General features: G+C 71.2%; 20 protein-coding genes and 1 pseudogene. 10 read left to right on the plus strand and 11 right to left on the minus strand.

From position 1 onward, the window contains the following. Together O3W51_RS07450 and serB are read left to right on the plus strand one after the other, a co-directional pair. A pseudogene (locus tag O3W51_RS07450) lies at nt 1-430 on the plus strand (streptophobe family protein); the annotation flags it as partial. Nucleotides 431-542: 112 nt separating this feature from the next. After that, nucleotides 543-1,796, plus strand: a complete 1,254-nt coding sequence (serB, locus tag O3W51_RS07455; protein ID WP_138354967.1) for a phosphoserine phosphatase SerB — start codon at nt 543-545, stop codon at nt 1,794-1,796. A 50-nt stretch (nt 1,797-1,846) separates the two neighbouring features. On the opposite strand, the gene O3W51_RS07460 is transcribed toward serB, so the two are convergent. The 4 genes from O3W51_RS07460 to O3W51_RS07475 form a co-directional block, all read right to left on the minus strand. Next, nucleotides 1,847-2,368, minus strand: a complete 522-nt coding sequence (locus O3W51_RS07460; protein WP_138354968.1) for a SixA phosphatase family protein — start codon at nt 2,366-2,368, stop codon at nt 1,847-1,849. A 94-nt stretch (nt 2,369-2,462) separates the two neighbouring features. Continuing rightward, complete coding sequence (locus O3W51_RS07465) at nt 2,463-2,690, minus strand: hypothetical protein (RefSeq protein ID WP_269284930.1); 228 nt, start codon at nt 2,688-2,690, stop codon at nt 2,463-2,465. Nucleotides 2,691-2,860: 170 nt separating this feature from the next. Beyond that, nucleotides 2,861-2,983: an SGM_5486 family transporter-associated protein gene (locus tag O3W51_RS07470; RefSeq protein ID WP_250975239.1), complete on the minus strand. Its 123-nt coding sequence runs from the start codon at nt 2,981-2,983 to the stop codon at nt 2,861-2,863. Between the two features lie 42 nt (nt 2,984-3,025). Continuing rightward, complete coding sequence (locus tag O3W51_RS07475; RefSeq protein ID WP_269284799.1) at nt 3,026-4,369, minus strand: CynX/NimT family MFS transporter; 1,344 nt, start codon at nt 4,367-4,369, stop codon at nt 3,026-3,028. Nucleotides 4,370-4,391: 22 nt separating this feature from the next. Here O3W51_RS07475 and O3W51_RS07480 point away from each other — a divergent pair, with 22 nt between their 5' ends. Next, nucleotides 4,392-5,072, plus strand: a complete 681-nt coding sequence (locus tag O3W51_RS07480) for a FadR/GntR family transcriptional regulator (protein WP_138354970.1) — start codon at nt 4,392-4,394, stop codon at nt 5,070-5,072. An 88-nt stretch (nt 5,073-5,160) separates the two neighbouring features. Here O3W51_RS07480 and fabI read toward each other — a convergent pair whose 3' ends face one another. From fabI to O3W51_RS07495, 3 genes are all read right to left on the minus strand, one after another. Further along, nucleotides 5,161-5,931 carry an enoyl-ACP reductase FabI gene (gene fabI, locus O3W51_RS07485; RefSeq protein WP_138354971.1) on the minus strand — a complete coding sequence of 257 codons (771 nt, stop codon included), beginning with the start codon at nt 5,929-5,931 and terminating at the stop codon, nt 5,161-5,163. 5 nt (nt 5,932-5,936) lie between these two features. After that, nucleotides 5,937-6,641, minus strand: a complete 705-nt coding sequence (gene fabG / locus O3W51_RS07490) for a 3-oxoacyl-[acyl-carrier-protein] reductase (protein WP_138354972.1) — start codon at nt 6,639-6,641, stop codon at nt 5,937-5,939. Between the two features lie 123 nt (nt 6,642-6,764). Further along, complete coding sequence (locus O3W51_RS07495; RefSeq protein WP_138354973.1) at nt 6,765-7,691, minus strand: lytic polysaccharide monooxygenase auxiliary activity family 9 protein; 927 nt, start codon at nt 7,689-7,691, stop codon at nt 6,765-6,767. A gap of 248 nt (nt 7,692-7,939) precedes the next feature. Between O3W51_RS07495 and O3W51_RS07500 the strand changes: the two genes are divergently transcribed. From O3W51_RS07500 to O3W51_RS07510, 3 genes are read left to right on the plus strand one after another with little or no spacing between them, the layout of a single operon-like run. Then, on the plus strand, nt 7,940-9,463 hold the full coding sequence (locus O3W51_RS07500; RefSeq protein ID WP_198357191.1) for a TldD/PmbA family protein: 1,524 nt from the start codon (nt 7,940-7,942) through the stop codon (nt 9,461-9,463). Further along, nucleotides 9,460-10,854 carry a metallopeptidase TldD-related protein gene (locus O3W51_RS07505; RefSeq protein ID WP_138354975.1) on the plus strand — a complete coding sequence of 465 codons (1,395 nt, stop codon included), beginning with the start codon at nt 9,460-9,462 and terminating at the stop codon, nt 10,852-10,854. The genes O3W51_RS07500 and O3W51_RS07505 overlap by 4 nt, the downstream gene beginning before the upstream one ends. Before the next feature lie 22 nt (nt 10,855-10,876). Next, nucleotides 10,877-11,428, plus strand: coding sequence for an RNA 2'-phosphotransferase (locus tag O3W51_RS07510; protein WP_138355038.1), 552 nt, complete (start codon nt 10,877-10,879; stop codon nt 11,426-11,428). A gap of 6 nt (nt 11,429-11,434) precedes the next feature. Here O3W51_RS07510 and O3W51_RS07515 read toward each other — a convergent pair whose 3' ends face one another. After that, nucleotides 11,435-11,710 carry a GlsB/YeaQ/YmgE family stress response membrane protein gene (locus O3W51_RS07515; RefSeq protein ID WP_138354976.1) on the minus strand — a complete coding sequence of 92 codons (276 nt, stop codon included), beginning with the start codon at nt 11,708-11,710 and terminating at the stop codon, nt 11,435-11,437. A gap of 238 nt (nt 11,711-11,948) precedes the next feature. Here O3W51_RS07515 and O3W51_RS07520 point away from each other — a divergent pair, with 238 nt between their 5' ends. Beyond that, complete coding sequence (locus O3W51_RS07520) at nt 11,949-12,311, plus strand: DUF3099 domain-containing protein (RefSeq protein WP_138354977.1); 363 nt, start codon at nt 11,949-11,951, stop codon at nt 12,309-12,311. A gap of 177 nt (nt 12,312-12,488) precedes the next feature. Continuing rightward, nucleotides 12,489-12,761, plus strand: a complete 273-nt coding sequence (locus O3W51_RS07525; protein WP_138354978.1) for a hypothetical protein — start codon at nt 12,489-12,491, stop codon at nt 12,759-12,761. 141 nt (nt 12,762-12,902) lie between these two features. On the opposite strand, the gene moaA is transcribed toward O3W51_RS07525, so the two are convergent. The 3 genes from moaA to O3W51_RS07540 form a co-directional block, all read right to left on the minus strand. Next, nucleotides 12,903-13,892 carry a GTP 3',8-cyclase MoaA gene (gene moaA / locus O3W51_RS07530; protein WP_244809124.1) on the minus strand — a complete coding sequence of 330 codons (990 nt, stop codon included), beginning with the start codon at nt 13,890-13,892 and terminating at the stop codon, nt 12,903-12,905. 147 nt (nt 13,893-14,039) lie between these two features. Beyond that, complete coding sequence (locus O3W51_RS07535) at nt 14,040-15,668, minus strand: solute symporter family protein (protein ID WP_138354980.1); 1,629 nt, start codon at nt 15,666-15,668, stop codon at nt 14,040-14,042. Further along, the gene (locus tag O3W51_RS07540; protein WP_443048251.1) at nt 15,665-16,138 is read right to left on the minus strand and encodes a DUF485 domain-containing protein; all 474 of its coding nucleotides are present in this window, start codon (nt 16,136-16,138) and stop codon (nt 15,665-15,667) included. The genes O3W51_RS07535 and O3W51_RS07540 overlap by 4 nt, the downstream gene beginning before the upstream one ends. A gap of 162 nt (nt 16,139-16,300) precedes the next feature. Here O3W51_RS07540 and O3W51_RS07545 point away from each other — a divergent pair, with 162 nt between their 5' ends. Both O3W51_RS07545 and O3W51_RS07550 read left to right on the plus strand, forming a co-directional pair. Further along, on the plus strand, nt 16,301-16,492 hold the full coding sequence (locus tag O3W51_RS07545; protein ID WP_138354982.1) for a hypothetical protein: 192 nt from the start codon (nt 16,301-16,303) through the stop codon (nt 16,490-16,492). Nucleotides 16,493-16,683: 191 nt separating this feature from the next. After that, nucleotides 16,684-18,186, plus strand: a complete 1,503-nt coding sequence (locus tag O3W51_RS07550) for a S8 family peptidase (protein ID WP_232484798.1) — start codon at nt 16,684-16,686, stop codon at nt 18,184-18,186. Nucleotides 18,187-18,231: the final 45 nt, after the last annotated feature.

Consider the following 18,231-nt stretch of genomic DNA (forward strand, 5'->3'; position numbering starts at 1 on the left):
GCACGGCAGCGTTCCGCCGGCGCTGCTGCTGGGCGCCGCCTGGGGCGCGGGTGCGGGCGGCGTGGGCGCGCTGCTGGCGCTGGCGACCGGCGCCGCCGGGCGGCAGGCCGCGCCGCTGGCGCTCGGCCCGGCGCCGGGGAGCACTTCCGGCGATTCCGCGCGGACGTACCCGGTCATCGCCTACGAGCCGGGTCCCTACGTTCCCAGTCCGGCGTACCACCCCGAGGAGGCCGGGCCGAACCCGTACAAGCAGCCGGCGGATCCCGCCGGAAGCGCCGGCAACGACTCGCCGCACGCGACCCAGACGATGGCCGGCGCCCCGCTGCCCCCGCCGCTGCCGCGCCGCTCGCGTGGCGGCGGCCGCACCGACAAATGGCCCGACCCGCCGGGCGAACCACCGCCCCCGCCGGGAGCGCCCCGCAGGCAGTAAGGGGTGCCGGCGGGCATTCGGGGCGGATTCCGCCTTCGCGGGTCCGGATGGGTGTCCGCCACGCGGGACGGCTCGTCGCGTCCTTGAGGCCGCCGGATACGGTGGTCCCACCATGAACGACGCCACGCAGCCCATCCCTGTCGCCGCCGTTCCCTCCGCGGACGCGCCCACCCTCCTCGTCAAGATCTTCGGCAAGGACCGCCCAGGCATCACCGCCGGACTTTTCGACACCCTCGCCGCGTTCGGCGTGGACGTCGTCGACATCGAACAGGTCGTCACGCGGGGCCGGATGGTGCTGTGCGCGCTGGTGACCGCGCCGACCGCGCCCGGCGCCGAGGGCGAGCTGCGGTCCACCGTGCACAGCTGGTCCGAGTCGATCAAGATGCAGGCCGAGATCATCTCCGGTATCGGTGACAACCGGCCGCGCGGTGAGGGACGTTCCCATGTGACGGTCCTGGGCCACCCGCTGACCGCCGAGTCGACAGCCGCCATAGCGGCTTGCATCACCGCCACCGGCGGCAACATCGACCGGATCTTCCGGCTCGCGAAGTACCCGGTGACGGCGGTCGAGTTCGCCGTCTCGGGTGCCGATCCGCTGGCGCTGCGCTCCGCGCTGGCGACGGAGGCCGCCGCGCGCGGGGTGGATGTGGCGGTGGTCCCGGCCGGGCTGCAGCGCCGGGCCCAGCGGCTGGTGGTGATGGATGTGGACTCCACCGTCATCCAGGACGAGGTGATCGAGCTCTTCGCCGCGCACGCCGGGTGCGAGGCGGAGGTCGCCGAGGTCACCGCCGCCGCGATGCGCGGCGAACTGGACTTCGAGCAGTCGCTGCACGCCCGGGTCGCGCTGCTGGCCGGGCTGGACGCGTCGGTGGTGGACAAGGTCCGCGCCGAGGTCCGGCTCACCAAGGGCGCCCGGACCCTGATCCGCACGCTCAAGCGGCTCGGCTACCAGGTGGGGATCGTCTCGGGCGGCTTCACCCAGGTCACCGACGACCTCAAGGAGCGGCTGGGGCTGGACTTCGCGGCCGCGAACACCCTGGAGGTGGTGGACGGGAAGTTCACCGGCCGGGTGACAGGACCGATCGTGGACCGGGCCGGCAAGGCGCGGCTGCTGCGGAGCTTCGCGGAACAGGCCGGGGTGCCGCTGAGCCAGACCGTAGCGATCGGTGACGGGGCGAACGACCTCGACATGCTGAACGCGGCGGGGCTCGGCGTGGCGTTCAACGCGAAGCCGGTCGTCCGGCAGGCCGCCGACACCGCGGTCAACGTGCCGTTCCTGGACACCGTCCTGTACCTGCTGGGCATCACGCGGGAAGAGGTCGAGGCGGCCGACGCGCTGGACGGCGCCCCGACCGAATCCCGCTAGGCCGGGAGGGGATCGCGTCAGGCCTCGCCGCGCGATCCGTCCGGCCGGGCTCAGGCCTCGTGCGGCACCCAGTAGTCGGCCAGCCGGCCGACGCCGTGCTCCACGGACTTCCAGGAACCGGAGAACGTGACGACGCCGAAGGCCGCGGTCGGGAAGCCGCCGCGGTTCATCCGGGCCAGGGCGTCCGCCTCGGCGGTGCCCGCGAGGGCGTCGGCGAGGGCGTGCATGCCGGGGTTGTGGCCGATGACCAGCAGGGTGCCGATGTCGTCGGGGGTCTCGTTGAGCAGGGCCAGCAGCTCGCCCAGGCTCGCTTCGTACAGCCGCTCCTCGTAGACCGTCCTGGGTCGCTGCGGCATCTCGTGCGCGGCGAGCTTCCAGGTCTCACGGGTGCGGGCGGCGGTGGAGCACAGGACCAGGTCAGGGGCGATCCCCGCGTCGGCGAGCCGGCGGCCCGCCACGGAGGCGTCCGTACGGCCGCGCTCGGCCAGCGGCCGCTCGTGGTCGGCGACCGAGGGCCAGTCGGCCTTGGCGTGACGGAGTAGGACGATCGTGCGGGGCGAGTCGACGCTCATGCCCCTCAGCTTTCCAGAAAATCCGCGATCAGGCGCGGGCTGGCCGTTACGGCCCGCACCGGCCCGTGGGCGCCGCTCATCAGAGGCCGCGGCATCACAGGAGGTGCTGGGCGAAACCGGGGAGCGCGTCCGCGATGCGGGCGATGAGGTGGCCGGCGGGCTCGGCCGCCGAGGTGTCGCCCTGGCCGGGTCCGGCGATCAGCATGAGCAGCGCGGCGAAGGCGAGCGCGGGCAGCGCGACGGCCCACCACGGGAGGCGCGTCTGGACCCCGCCGGCCCCCTGGCCGACCGTGTGCCGCGAGGGGCGGGTGGGTGCCTGGATGGACTGGGTGGACACGGTGACCGCCTCCGTGAAGTGCTGGAATGTTCTGACCCTTCGAAACTACGGAAGGGCACTCGAAGATCCCATCGGGCGGGCCACCCACTCGACCCTGACCTGGCCCCCCTAGGGATGGTGGGGTTGTCCCCACCATCGGCCTCAGGGGCGGCGGTTCAGCCGAACTTGGCCGCGACGGTCGCGATGATCGCGACGAAGGCCGGAACAGCCAGCATCAGACCGATGATGATCATCAGCCGCTTCTGGCTGTGCGGGGGGTTGGGCTCAAGTACGGGCATGGGCCCAGTCTCGCACCGGCGCCGAAGAGGACCGCGGCGCGGTCACAGTTCGTCCTCGATGTACCGGTTGCGTCCGGCCAGCACGCCGACGACGATCTGCGGCACCATGAGCGCCGCCATCAGCGCGATGGGCAGGTCCCAGCCGCCGCTGTGCTGGTAGAGGGCGCCGACCAGGATCGGCCCCGGGATCGAGATCAGATAGCCGGTGCTCTGCGCGAAGGCGGACAGCCGGACCACTCCCGCGCCGGTGCGCGAGCGCATCCCGACCATCGTCAGGGCCAGCGGGAAGGCGCAGTTGGCGATGCCGAGCAGCAGCGCCCACACCCAGGGGGCGCCGGCGGGGGCCAGCCACAGGCCGGTGTACCCGGCGAGGCCGAAGAGCGCGAGGACGACGACGAGCGGACCCTGGTGCCGCATCCGGCCGGCGAGCGAGGGCAGCGCGAAGGAGAGCGGGACGCCCATCACCATCGTCACGGCGAGCAGCGCCCCCGCGGTGCCGGCGGAGAGCCCGGCGTCGCGGAAGATCTGCGGCATCCAGCCCATCGTGACGTAGGCGGCGGTGGCCTGCAGCCCGAAGAAGCAGGCGAGCGCCCAGGCCGTACGGCTGCGGATGATCCGGCCGGTGTTGCCGTCGGTGTTCCCGTCGGTGGCGGGGCCAGAACCTGCGGGGGCGGGCCGCGCGGCGGAGCTGCGGTCCCGGACCAGGCCGAGCCACGGCACGATCGCGACGACGGCGAGCGCCGCCCAGACGCCCAGGCCGAGCCGCCAGCCGTGGCCCATGGCGGAGGTCAGGGGCACGGTCGCCGCGGCGGCGGCCGCGGTGCCGAGGGAGAGCGCCATCGAGTAGAGCCCGGTCATCGCGCCGACCCGGTCGGGGAAGTACCGCTTGACGATCACCGGCATCAGGATGTTGCTCACCGCGATACCGGCCAGGGCCACGGCGCTGGCGGCGAGGAAGAGCACGGTGCCGCTCGCGAACGGGCGCAGCAGCAGCCCGGTGGCGATGGCCGCCATGCCCGCGCAGACCACGGCGCCCGCGCCGAAGCGGCGGGCCAGTCGCGGGGCGGCGATGCCGAAGAGCGCGAAGCACAGGGCGGGCACGGAGGTGAGGAACCCGGCCACGGCGCCGCTCATGCCGAGGCCGGCCCTGACCTCCTTCATGAGCGGCCCGAGGCTGGTGACCGCGGGGCGGAGGTTGAGCGCGGCGAGCACCAGCCCGGCGAGCACGAGGCGGCGCGTCCAGACGGGGAGCGCCGCCGTCTCCGGCAAGGGAGCCGGTAGGGAATCCGGTCCGGGAGCCGGTGCGGACCCGGGTGCGGATCCCGGTATGCCCGGTATGGACACGGCCTTGTCGCGGTCGAGGGTGAGGGGTTCGTCATCGCGCATGCACCCATCATAGAATGATGGGATGAATCTCGGTCCACTCCCCCGGCAGTCCACGCTCGCCGACCAGGTGATCGCCCGGCTGCGTACCCAGATCACGTCCGGTGAGTGGCCGGTCGGCTCCCGTATCCCGACCGAACCCGAGCTGGTCGACCAGCTCGGCGTCGCCCGCAACACCGTCCGTGAGGCGGTCAGAGCGCTGGCCCATAACGGGCTGCTCGACATCCGGCAGGGCTCCGGCACCTATGTCCTGGCCACCAGCGAGTTGGCGGGCGTGATGCAGCGCCGGTTCGCGGACGCCGATCCGCGGCATGTCGCCGAGCTGCGCAGCGCCCTGGAGGCGTCCGCCGCGGGACTGGCCGCCGCCCGCCGCACCGACCGCGATCTGCGGCATCTCGACACCCTGCTGGAGCGCCGCGAGCGGGCCTGGGAGTCGGGGGACGCCGCCGCGTTCGTCGACGCGGACGCGACGCTGCACCTGGCGGTCGTCGGCGCCTCGCACAACGACGTGCTGGCCGAGCTCTACGCGGACCTCGGCGAGGTGCTGCGCGACTTCCTGCGCGCGGACGTCGGCGAGGTGCTGCGCCCCGAGCAGCACCTGGACCACGCCCGGCTGGTGGAGGCGATCCGCGCGGGCGACGCGGGGACGGCGTCGGCCGAGGCCGCCGGGCACGCCTTCCACTGCCGGGGGCTCGGCACGCCCTGACCCCCGCAGAGCACGGAGAACGCCCGGCCCCGGACGCTGTGGAAGCGTCGGGGACCGGGCGTTCGCCGTGCGTCAGGAGCGGTACGGGTCAGGCACCGACCGCGTGCAGGCCGCCGTCGACGTGGATGATCTCGCCGGTGGTCTTCGGGAACCAGTCCGAGAGCAGGGCGACGACACCGCGGCCGGTGGGCTCCGGGTCGGACATGTCCCACTCCAGCGGGGAGCGGTGGTTCCAGACGTCCGCCAGCTCCGAGAAGCCCGGGATGGACTTGGCGGCCATCGAGCCGATCGGTCCGGCGGAGATCAGGTTGCAGCGGACGTTCTGCTTGCCCAGGTCACGGGCGAGGTAGCGGGACGTCGCCTCCAGCGCGGCCTTGGCCGGGCCCATCCAGTCGTACTGCGGCCAGGCGTACTGCGCGTCGAAGGTGAGGCCGACGACCGAGCCGCCGCCGTTGCTCATCAGCGGCAGGCACGCCATGGTGAGCGACTTCAGCGAGAACGCGGAGACGTGCATCGCGGTGGCGACGGACTCCCACGGGGCGTTGAGGAAGTTGCCGCCCAGCGCGTCCTGGGGCGCGAAGCCGATGGAGTGCACGACCCCGTCCAGGCTGCCGAGCTCGGTGCGTACGGTGTCCGCGAGCGACCCGAGGTGCTCGGGGTTGGTCACGTCCAGCTCGATGACCTTGGTGGGCTTCGGCAGCTTCCTGGCGATGCGCTCGGTCAGGGTGGGCCGCGGGAAGGCGGTGAGGATGATCTCAGCGCCCTGCTCCTGCGCCAGCTTGGCGGTGTGGAACGCGATGGAGGACTCCATCAGCACTCCGGTGATCAGGATACGCTTGCCTTCGAGAATTCCACTCATGGTGATCAGTGACCCATGCCCAATCCGCCGTCTACGGGAATGACGGCACCAGTGATGTATGCGGCCTCTTCGGAGGCGAGAAAGCGGACCGAGGAGGCGATCTCCGCGGTCTGCGCGTAACGGCCCAGCGGGATCTGGCCGACGATCTTCTCGCGCTGCTCGTCGCTGAGCGTGCGGGTCATGTCGGTGTCCACGAAGCCGGGGGCTACGACGTTCACGGTGATGTTGCGCGAGCCGAGCTCACGGGCCAGCGAGCGCGCGAAGCCGACCAGGCCGGCCTTGGAGGCGGCGTAGTTCGACTGGCCGGCGGAGCCGAGCAGGCCCACGACCGACGAGATGAGCACGATGCGTCCCTTGCGGGCCCGCAGCATCTTCCGAGCGGCGGCCTTGACCACACGGAAGGTGCCCGTGAGGTTCGTCTCCAGGACCGAGGTGAAGTCCTCGTCGGTCATCCGGAGCAGCAGCTGGTCGCGGGTGACGCCGGCGTTGGCGATCAGCACCTCGACCGCGCCGTGCTTCTCCTCGATCTCCTTGTAGGCCTGCTCGACCTGTTCGGCGTCCGTGATGTCGCACCGCACCGCGAGGAAGCCCGCTGGTGGCTCGCCCGAGCGGTAGGTGATGGCGACCTTGTCACCCGCGTCGGCGAAGGCCTGGGCGATGGCGAGGCCGATGCCCCGGTTTCCTCCGGTGACGAGAACCGAGCGGCTCAACGGATCACCCTTTCCCATAGTTGTGGCTATCACCACGAAACTATCGGTCCGGGCAGCGATACAGGGAACCGGCCCCGACAGGGGCATCCAGCTGTCCCTGTCGGGTCCCTACAGTCGGCGGAGTTACGCCTGTGTGCGGGCTGCGGTCCGGCGGCGGCCGCGGAGGATCATTCCGACGGCTCCCGCGGCGAGAACGGCGCTGCCGCCGAGTGCCGTCTTCAGGGTGCCGGCGGCCTGGCCGCTCGCTGCCGTGTTCTGGGTGACGAGAGTGGTGTCCCCGCCGTGGCCCTGGTGGCTGACCGTCGACCGGCTCGCCCCGGCGGCGATCTGCTGGTCGCTGGGCGCGGCCGGGGCCTTGGCGGCGGCGCCCTGTCCGAAGACGACATCGGAGCAGCCGTAGAACGCCTCGGGGCTGTCGGTGCGCTGCCAGACCTGGTAGATCAGGTGGCGGCCGGAGCGGCTGGGCAGCTTCGCGGTGAAGTTGTAGTAGCCGCTCGTCGCGGTGGAGCTGGTCGTGTAGGTGGCGATCGGAGTGGCGTCCAGGTCGGACCACTTGAGCGGTTTCGTCGGGTCGTAGCCGGCCTTGGTGATGTACAGGGTCATGACGCCGCGGTGGGGCGCGGTGACACGGAAGCCGACGTTGAACGAGCCGGTGGCGACGCTGGTGGCGGGCCAGTCGGTGCGGGCCATGTCGAGGGCCTTGTACTTGTCGCGGTTGGCCGAGCACAGCTTGCCGTCGGGAATGATGTCCCGGCTGTGTCCGTCGGCGTTGGCGATGTTCACCTCGTTCCAGTCGTAGAGCGGCTGGGTGCCGCTCATGGCGACCAGGTCCTTGCAGACCTGCGACTGCGGGTGTTCCGGGCCTTCGGCGTAGCAGGCGGATATCCGGCTGACGGGGCTGCTGAGGGCGCCGTGCGCGCTCGCGGACACCGGGGTGAGGGCGACGAGCGCCAGTGCCGCGGCGCCCGCGGCGCCGACGGCCGCGGCATGGCGGAACGCGGGAAGCCGCGGCGGGGGTACACGGAGTGCCGGCAGGTGGGGGGCTGACATGTGGGGGCTCCTTGTCGTGCTGTGGCTGGTGACTGCGCGGACAGGGGCGTGGGGGGACAGCAGAACTGAGCATAGGATTGGTCTGGACCAACGACAAGAGGCCTGCGGCTACCGGCTTCTGACGGAGCATCATCAATTCCCGGAACGCGCCGGATATACCGTGGCCGTCCGTGCTGTCCGAGCGGCATGATTCACTGCGCAGACCTGTCGCATCAGACCTGTCGAATCGGGCGAAGGAGGAGGCCGCTGTGCCTCACGAGGTCGATCAGTCATTCCTGGCACTGCCGCTGCGGGCGCTGGCCGACGCGGCACTCGCCCGGGCCAGGGCGCTCGGAGCCGAGCACGCGGACTTCCGCTTCGAACGGATCCGCAGCGCCACGTACCGGCTACGGGACGCCAGGCCGTCCGGCACGTCGGACACCACGGACACCGGCTACGCGGTCCGGGTCGTGCACGGCGGCGCCTGGGGCTTCGCGTCCGGCGTCGATCTGACGATGGACGCGGCGGCGCGGGTCGCCGGCCAGGCGGTCGCCATGGCGAAGCTGTCGGCGAAGGTGATCGCCGCCGCGGGATCCGACGAACGGGTCGAGCTGGCGGACGAGCCGGTGCACGCGGAGAAGGTGTGGGTCTCCGAGTACGGGACCAACCCCTTCGACGTCCCGGACGCGGAGAAGACGGCGCTGCTCGCCGAGTGGAGCGGCCGGCTGCTCGCCGCGAAGGGCGTCGCGCACGCGGACGCGTCCCTGATGACCGTCCAGGAGAACAAGTTCTACGCGGACACCGCGGGCACCAGCACCACGCAGCAGCGGGTGCGGCTGCACCCGCAGCTCACCGCGGTCGCGGTGGACCCCGGCAGCGGCGACTTCGACTCCATGCGCACCCTGGCCCCGCCGGCCGGCCGCGGCTGGGAGTACCTGACGGGCACCGGCTGGGACTGGGACGCCGAACTCGCGGAGATCCCGGAGCTGCTGGCGGAGAAGATGCTCGCGCCGACCGTGGAGGCCGGTTCGTACGACGTCGTCGTCGACCCGTCCAACCTGTGGCTGACGATCCACGAGTCGATCGGCCACGCCACCGAGCTGGACCGGGCGCTGGGCTACGAAGCGGCCTACGCGGGCACCTCCTTCGCGACCTTCGACCAGCTGGGCACGTTGAAGTACGGCTCCGCGCTGATGAACGTCACCGGGGACCGCACCGCGGAGCACGGCCTCGCGACGGTCGGCTACGACGACGAGGGCGTCGCCGGGCAGACCTGGGACCTGGTGAAGGACGGCACCCTGGTCGGGTACCAGTTGGACCGCCGGATCGCGAAGCTCACCGGCTTCGAGCGGTCCAACGGCTGCGCGTACGCCGACTCCCCCGGCCATGTGCCGGTGCAGCGGATGGCGAACGTGTCGCTCCAGCCGGCGCCGGACGGACCGTCGACGCAGGAGCTGATCGGCGGCGTCGAGCGCGGGATCTACATCGTCGGCGACCGTTCCTGGTCCATCGACATGCAGCGCTACAACTTCCAGTTCACCGGCCAGCGGTTCTTCCGGATCGAGAACGGCCGGCTCGCGGGCCAGCTCAAGGACGTCGCCTACCAGGCCACGACCACCAACTTCTGGGGCTCGATGGAAGCCGTCGGCGGCCCGCAGACGTATGTGCTCGGCGGCGCCTTCAACTGCGGCAAGGCCCAGCCCGGCCAGGTCGCGGCGGTCAGCCACGGCTGCCCGTCCGCGCTGTTCCGCGGTGTCAACATCCTGAACACGACCCAGGAGGCCGGCCGATGAGCCCCCGCAGCACCGCTCCGCACGAGATCGTCGAGCGCGCCCTGGCACTGTCCCGCGCCGACGGCTGCGTCGTCATCGCGGACGAGGAGTCCAGCGCCAACCTGCGCTGGGCGGGCAACGCGCTGACCACCAACGGCGTGACCCGGGGCCGCACCCTCACCGTCATCGCGACGGTGAACGGCTCGCAGGGCGCCGCCTCCGGTGTGGTGTCCCGCTCCGCGGTGACCACCGACGATCTGGAGCCGCTGGTCCGGGCCGCTGAGGAGGCGGCCCGCGCCGCGGGACCGGCCGAGGACGCGCAGCCGCTCGTCGAGGGGACCGCGCACTCCGCCGCCTTCACCGAGCCGCCCGCCGAGACCTCCTCCGAGGTCTTCGGGTCGTTCGCACCGGCGCTGGGCGAGTCCTTCGCGACCGCGCGGGCCGGCGGACGGCAGCTGTACGGCTTCGCCTTCCACTCGGTGACCTCCAGCTACCTGGGCAGTTCCACCGGGCTGCGGCTGCGGCACGACCAGCCGACCGGCACCATGGAACTCAACGCCAAGTCGCCGGACCGCTCCCGGTCCGCCTGGGCCGGTGCCTCGACCCGGGACTTCAAGGACGTCGACCCGGCGGCGCTCGACGCGGAGCTCGCGCAGCGGCTCGCCTGGGCGGAGCGCCGGATCGAGCTGCCCGCCGGCCGCTACGAGACGCTGCTGCCGCCGACCGCCGTCGCGGACCTGGCGATCTACCAGCTGTGGTCGTCCGGAGCCCGGGACGCGGCCGAGGGCCGCACCGTCTTCAGCAAGCCCGGCGGCGGCACCCGGGTCGGGGAGAAACTCTCCGACCTGCCGCTGACGCTGCGCAGCGACCCGCAGGCGCCCGGTCTGGAGTCGGCGCCGTTCGTCATCGCGCACGCCTCGGGCGACGACTCCTCGGTGTTCGACAACGGCCTGCCGGTCGGTCCGGTCGACTGGATCCGGGACGGGGTCCTCAACCGGCTGCCCACCACCCGGCACAGCGCGGGCCTCACCGGCCTGCCGGTGACCCCGGCCGGCGACAACCTGATCCTGGACGGCGGCGGCACGAAGTCGCTGGAGGAGATGGTCGCGGCCACCGACCGCGGGCTGCTGCTGACCTGCCTGTGGTACATCCGCGAGGTCGATCCGGCGACGCTGCTGCTCACCGGCCTCACCCGGGACGGGGTCTACCTGGTCGAGAACGGCGAGGTGACGGGCGCGGTGAACAACTTCCGGTTCAACGAGTCGCCGGTGGACCTGCTCGGCCGGGTCGCCGAGACCGGCCGCACCGAGCGGACGCTGCCGCGCGAGTGGAGCGACTACTTCACCCGGGCCGCGGCACCGGCCATGCGGATCCCGGACTTCAACATGAGTTCGGTCAGCCAGGGCGTCTGACCCTGCCAGGAGGATGACGACGGTGGACGAGAAGCGGACGGTCAAGGTCTCGAAGTTCCTGGCCCTGGTGCTGCGGCACGATCCGGGAGCGGTCGGGGTGACCCTCGACGAGGGCGGCTGGGTGGCGGTGGACGAGCTGATCGCCGCCTGCGACCGGGCGGGCCGCCGCTTCTCGCGCGCCGAGCTGGACCATGTCGTCGCGACGAACAACAAGAAGCGGTACGAGTACTCGCCGGACGGCCGGCTCATCCGGGCCAGCCAGGGGCACTCGGTCCCGGTGGACCTCGGACTGGCGGCCGCGCCGCCGCCCGACGTGCTGTTCCACGGCACCGCGACCACGACGCTGCCGCTGATCCTCCGGGACGGGCTGCTGCCGATGTCCCGTCAGGACGTCCATCTGTCGGCGGACGTGGAGACGGCCGTGCGCGTGGGTGCGCGGCACGGCCGTCCGGTGGTGCTGGAGGTGGACGCTGCCGGGCTGGCCGCCGAGGGCCATGTGTTCCGGGTCAGCGCCAACGGCGTGTGGCTGACCGACCGGGTTCCGCCGGCGCGGTTGCGACAGCGCCCGGTCTGAGGGTCGTCAGGCGGCTTCCTTCTTGCCTCGGATCGCCGCCCACAGTCCGTCACCGACCGCCACCACCGCGATGGCGCCGAGCAACTGCAGCAGGTGCCGGGTCCAGTCGATGCCACTGGTGTCGTTGACGCCGATCCAGGTCGCCACCGCGTTGCCCAGGATGCTGCCGAGCATGCCGAAGATCGCGGTCAGCCACAGCGGGATGGACTGCTTGCCGGGCAGGATCGCTTTCGCGATCAGACCCAGAACCAGACCGACGATGATCGCCCACAACCAACTCATGTCACACGCCTCCTCGCGTTCGAGTGACGATGCACTCGTGACGTCAGTCTGATCCGGGGTGGGCTACGCCGCATGTCGGGGGCGTCCATACGCCGTACGACGGGGTCGGCACGCCACTCGCGGGGCGGCCCCGGTCTCGAATGCGGCGGACCCGCGGCGTACCGTGAGAAGGGCCTGGGGCGGGTCCCCGCAACAGAATTCGGTACGGCCCGGTGGGCCGAGCAGGCGGTGGAATGTGATGCGGAAGCACAGTGACGGCGAGGTCTTCCGGATCACCGGAGCCCGGACCGGTCTCACTCAGGATGTACAGGGCAGGCAGCGCCGCTACGTCATCTCGATGCTGGTCCGTACCGCCTCGGTCATCGCGACCGTGACCTTGTGGAACGTACAGCGGCCGCTGGCCTGGGTCGCGCTGGTGCTGGGCGCGCTGCTGCCCTATGTCGCGGTGGTCATCGCCAACGCGGGACGGGCGAACGCGCCGTCGCTGCCGTCGTCCTTCGTCCCGCCGCCGACCCGGCCGATGCTGGAACCGGTCGTCCTGGAGGGTCACGTGGAGCCCGGAACGGAATATCCGGAGGGTCCGTACAGCAGTCGAAACTGAGCCGCGGCTGGCCGGAAACCTCAAGAAAAGCTCAGATCAATCATGAGGATCCACTCCTCGACCGGGGTGCACGCGTGACATACTTCGTACGCGCTCCGCATCCCCCGTCGGAGCGACGGACCGACGCCGGGCGGCTCCCCCCGTGGCTGCCCGGCGTCGCCATGTTTACTGGCAGCTATGAACGACGTGACGCCGATCTGCTCGGCCAAGGGCTGCCGCACCACCGCCGCGTGGGTGCTGGCGTGGAACAACCCCAAACTGCACACCCCGGACCGCCGGAAGACCTGGCTCGCCTGTGACGAGCACCGGGAGCACCTGTCGCAGTTCCTGGACCTGCGGGGGTTCCTGAAGGACGTCGTGCCGTTCGCGGACTGGCGGGACCCTGCTGACCCCGCGGACCCCGTCGCGCCGGAGAATCCCGCGGCACCGGGGAGCCCGGCGGCGTCCTGATAGCGGACGGACCCGCGGTCCGGCCCGTCGGGCCCAGACGCAGACTCCGGCTCCGGATTCCGGCTCCGGATTCCGGGGTCGGACTCCGGGGTCGGACTCCGGGGTCGGACTCCGGGGTCGGACTCCGGGGTCGGGCGGGTACTAGCCGCCGATCGCCGACATCGGGCGGTCGGGCTGCAGGAACGACGGGTCGTCGAGCCCGGAGCCGGCCTTCTTGCCCCACATCGCGGTCTTCCACAGCGCGGCGATCTCCGCGTCGGTGGCACCGGAGCGCAGCGGGGCGCGCAGGTCGGACTCGGTGCGGGCGAAGAGGCAGTCGCGGACCTGGCCGTCGGCGGTGAGCCGGGTACGGTCGCAGGCGCGGCAGAAGGGGCGGGTCACGGAGGCGATGACGCCGACCCGGGCCGGGCCGCCGTCCACCAGCCAGCGTTCGGCGGGCGCGGAGCCGCGGGCTCCGTTGGGCTCGGGGGTGAGCGTGAAGCGGGTCCTGAGGCTCTCCAGGATCTCCTCGGCCGTCACCATGTCGCTGCGCTGCCAGCCGTGCTGCGCGTCCAGCGGCATCTGCTCGATGAAGCGCAGCTCGTAGTCGTTCTCGACGGCCCACTGGAGCAGGTCCGGGGCCTCGTCGTCGTTGACGCCGCGCATGAGGACCGCGTTGACCTTCACCGGGGCCAGGCCGGCGGCGCGGGCCGCTTCCAGCCCGCCGATGACGTCGTGGTGGCGCTTGCGCCGGGTCATGGCCTGGAAGACCTCGGGGCGCAAGGTGTCGAGGGAGACGTTGACCCGGTTCAGGCCGGCGTCGCGCAGCGCGGCTGCGGTGCGTCCGAGGCCGATGCCGTTGGTGGTCAGCGATATCCGGGGGCGGGGTTCGAGGGCCGCGACGCGTTCGATGATGCCGACCAGGCCGGGGCGCAGCAGCGGCTCGCCGCCGGTGAAGCGGACGTCCTTGACGCCGAGGTCGGTGACGCCGATCCGTACCATCCGGACGATCTCGTCGTCGGTGAGCAGCTCGGGCTTGGCCAGCCACTGCAGGCCCTCCTCGGGCATGCAGTACGTGCAGCGCAGATTGCACCGGTCGGTCAGCGAGACCCGCAGATCGGTGGCCACGCGTCCGTAGGTGTCGATCAGCACGCGTTCCGCCTCCCTCGCGGGCACCAGGTGCGCCCGCCACTCCAGCTTAGGACCACGGTGACCCACCGCGTATCGCCGCAGCGTACGCGATGGGCCCCATATTGCAACAGTTTGTTGAACCGTGGTCTCTCGTGGGGGGCAGGCCGGTCAGTGTGCCCCGGCGCCGGTCATGGAGCGGACCTCCAGCTCCTTGTACTTCTCGAGGTCCGGCTCCTCCTTGGACAGAACCGTGCCCAGCCAGCCGAGCAGGAAGCCCAGCGGGATGGAGACGATGCCCGGGTTGCCCAGCGGGAACCAGTGGAAGTCGCTGCCGGTGAAGAGGGAGTCGGGGGCGCCGGAGACGACCGGCGAGAAGATCACCAGGGCGACCGAGGAGACCAGTCCTCCGTAGATCGACCAGGTCGCTCCCGAGGTGGTGAACTTCTTCCAGTACAGGCTGTAGAGGATGGTCGGCAGGTTGGCGGAGGCGGCCACCGCGAAGGCGAGCGCCACCAGGGCCGCCGCGTTGAGTTTGGTGGCGTACATGCCGAGCCCGATGGAGACCGCGCCGATCGCGACCGCGGCGATCTTGGCGGTGATGACCTCGTTCTTCTCGCTCACCTTGCCCTTGCGGATCACGTTGGCCCACAGGTCGTGCGCGAACGAGGCCGACGAGGCGAGGGTGAGGCCGGCGACGACGGCGAGGATGGTGGCGAAGGCCACCGCGGAGATCACCGCGAGCAGGATCGCGCCGCCGGTGGTGCCGGGGCCGCCGCCGACGTACTCGGCGAGCAGCGGCGCCGCGGTGTTGCCGGACTTGTCGCTCGCCTTGATCTTGGCGGCGCCGACCAGCGCCGCCGCACCGAACCCGAGGGCGATGGTCATCAGATAGAAGCCGCCGATGATGCCGATCGCCCAGTTCACGGACTTACGGGCGACCTTCGCGGACGGCACGGTGTAGAAGCGCACCAGGATGTGCGGCAGCCCGGCGGTGCCCAGCACAAGAGCCAGGCCCAGCGAGATGAAGTTGATCTTGCTGGTGCTGTCGATGCCGTACTTGAGGCCGGGCTCCAGGAACTTGTGCCCCTGGCCGCTCTTCTCGGCCGCGGCGCCCAGCAGCGTGGACGGGTTCCAGTGGAACTTGTTGAGCACCAGGATGGTGATCAGCAGGGTGCCGAGGATCAGCATCACGGCCTTGATGATCTGCACCCAGGTCGTGCCCTTCATGCCGCCGATCGTCACGTACAGCACCATGACGATGCCGACCAGCGCCACGATCAGCCGCTTCGGGCCCTCGCCGGTGACACCGAGCAGCAGCGAGACCAGGGCGCCCGCGCCGACCATCTGGGCCAGCAGATAGAAGATCGACACGACGATGGTCGAGGTGCCGGCGGCGGTGCGCACCGGTCGCTGGCGCAGCCGGTACGCGAGCACGTCGGCCATGGTGAAGCGGCCGGAGTTGCGCAGCGGTTCCGCGACCAGCAGCAGGGCGACCAGCCAGGCGACCAGGAAGCCGATCGAGTAGAGGAAGCCGTCGTAGCCGACGAGCGCGATGGCGCCGGCGATACCGAGGAACGACGCGGCGGACATGTAGTCGCCGGAGATCGCCAGACCGTTCTGGAACCCGGTGAAGCCGCGGCCGCCCGCGTAGAAGTCGGTGGCGTCCTTCGTCTGGCGGCCCGCCCAGACGGTGATGCCGAGGGTGATGACGACGAACACGGAGAAGAGCGTGATGATCAGGGTGCGGTGCTCGGACGCCGCCGCCTCGGCCGCCAGGTTGATCGTGCCGGTGGTCATGAGCGGTCCTCCAACGTAGCGTCGTTCTCCAGCCGCGCCCCGGGAACCTCGGCCGCCGGGTCGAGGCCGACCCACGCGGTGCGGTTCTCCAGCCGCGCCTTGAGGGCCTCGGCCCCCGGGTCGAGCCGGGCATTCGCGTACCTGGCGTATATCCACGCGATGAGGAACGTGGTGAGGAACTGCGCGAGGCCGAAGACGAAGGCCACGTTGATGTGCCCGACGACCTTGGTCGCCATGAACCCGCCCGCGTAACTCGACAGGAGTACGTACAGCAGGTACCAGGCGAGGAAGGCGACGGTGACCGGGAACGCGAACACCCGGTAGGAGTGCCGTAGTTCGCCGAATTCCGGGCTCGCCTCGACCTCGGAGTACGAGGCGGGGGTCGGCGGGCCCGGGGTGGCGGACGGTGGTGCGGGATCCACGGTGCCTCCATGAGTGATCTGCGTCACGTCGATGATCGGAGACCGCATGTTAGAGGTGTGACGGCGGGTGTTCAACAGGCCATGGGTGAAATCTGCCGCCATCCGGATCAGGGCCGACACCGGGACCGGGGCGCTTCGTTGTACAGAGTGCCCAGCACCGCCACGAAGCGGCCCGGACGCGGCCGTGACGCAGCACCGAGGACATCGCCCGTGAACACCCCGCCGAGTTCCCCGCCCCCGGGTCCGCACCGACTGCCCTACGGGGCCGTCCGGTTGACCGTCCCGGTGGCCGCGGCACCGCAGCCGGCCGGCCGCGCGGCGCCCGGGCGGTGGTACGGACCGCGGGTGGTCATACCCCTGTTGAGCATCGAGGCGCTGCGGTCCGGCCACAGCGGTGGCTGACGCGCCACCGGTTCGAACGGGAATCCGGTAGGAATCCGGGATTTCCACCGCAATCCATTGATGGCGCCACCGGTACGACGATAGCTTCCATCGTCATGTACCCGTCCAACGGCAACCGTGCCGTCAGGGCGGGTCGTTGGACGATTGGAGATCCCATGGTTCCTCTTCACAGACGGTCCGGACGGCGCCGCATGCTCGCGGCGACCGTCGGGATGGCGCTGGCGGCAGCCGTCGCCGTACTGCCGGGCGCCGCTTCGGCGTCGGCGGCGGACAGCACGGTGGCGGCCGACGGCCCGCTGCTGTCCTACGTGGTCAACACCAACGTGGACCACGGCACCGTCAAGAGCGTCGAACACGCGATATCCCGGGCCGGCGGCCAGGTGGTCATCTCGTACGAGAAGATCGGCGTCATCGTCGTGCACTCGGCGAACCCGGGCTTCGCCGCCGCGATACGCAAGGCCCATGGAGTACAGACCGCGGGCGCCACCCGCACCGCCGCCATCGCCCCGGCCTCGACCACCGAACTGGGTGCGCCGGAGCGGCTCACGGCCGCACAGGTCGCCGCGGCGACCGCGGCCAACGCGAAGGCCGGCACCGAGCAGGAACCGCTGGAGGCGAACCAGTGGGACCTGGTGGCCATCAAGGCCGACAAGGCCGCGAAGATCAACCCGGGCAGCCGGAAGGTCACGGTCGGTGTCATCGACACCGGTATCGATGACACCCACCCGGATCTCGCCGCGAACTTCTCCGCCTCGCAGTCCGCGAACTGCGTGGGCGGAGTGGCCGACACCACCCCGGGCGCCTGGCGCCCGTACGACCCGGCCAGTGACTACCACGGCACGCATGTGGCGGGCGAGATCGCCGCGGCGCGCAACGGCATCGGCGTGGCCGGTGTCGCACCCAACGTCAAGGTCGCGGCCATCAAGGTCAGCGACCCCGTCACCAGCCTGTTCTACCCGGAGAGCGTGGTCTGCGCGTTCGTCTTCGCCGCCGACCACGGCATCTCCGTGACGAACAACAGCTATTACATCGACCCGTGGCTCTACAACTGCCTGGACGACCCCGACCAGCGCGCGATCGTCGACGCGGTCAACCGCGCGTCGAAGTACTCCGAGCGCAAGGGCGTACTGAACGTCGCGTCGGCCGGCAACTCCAACGACGACCTGGACTCGAACGCGCTCTCCGACGCGTCCAGCCCGGACGACGGCACCCCGGTCGACCGCACCGTCGACCCGCACAAGTGCTTCGACATCCCGACCCAGCTGCCCGGCGTCGTCACGGTCTCCGCGACCGGCGTGCAGAACCTCAAGTCGTACTACTCCAGCTACGGCCGGGGCGTCATCGACGTCGCCGCCCCCGGCGGGGACAAGTACCAGATCCCGGGAACCCCGGACAAGAACGGCCGGATCCTGGCCACGCTGCCCGGCAACACCTACGGATACCTGCAGGGCACCTCGATGGCCAGCCCGCACGTGGCGGCCGTCGCGGCGCTCATCAAGAGCAGGCACCCGCACGCCACGCCCGAGCAGATCCAGTGGCTGCTCAAGGCCGAGGCCGACAACCCCGGCTGCCCGACGGGCCTGTACGACCCGGACGGCAACGGAGTGCAGGACGCCACCTGCACCGGCCCGAAGCGGCTGAACAGCTTCTACGGGTACGGCATCGTCGACGCCCTGGACGCCGTCACCAAGTAACGAACGGCTGCCGATGACGCCGGGCGGGCCCGATGGACGGGCCCG

Origin of the sequence: Streptomyces sp. H39-C1 (assembly GCF_027158125.1) — a bacterium.
Taxonomy (GTDB): Bacteria; Actinomycetota; Actinomycetes; order Streptomycetales; family Streptomycetaceae; genus Actinacidiphila; species Actinacidiphila fildesensis.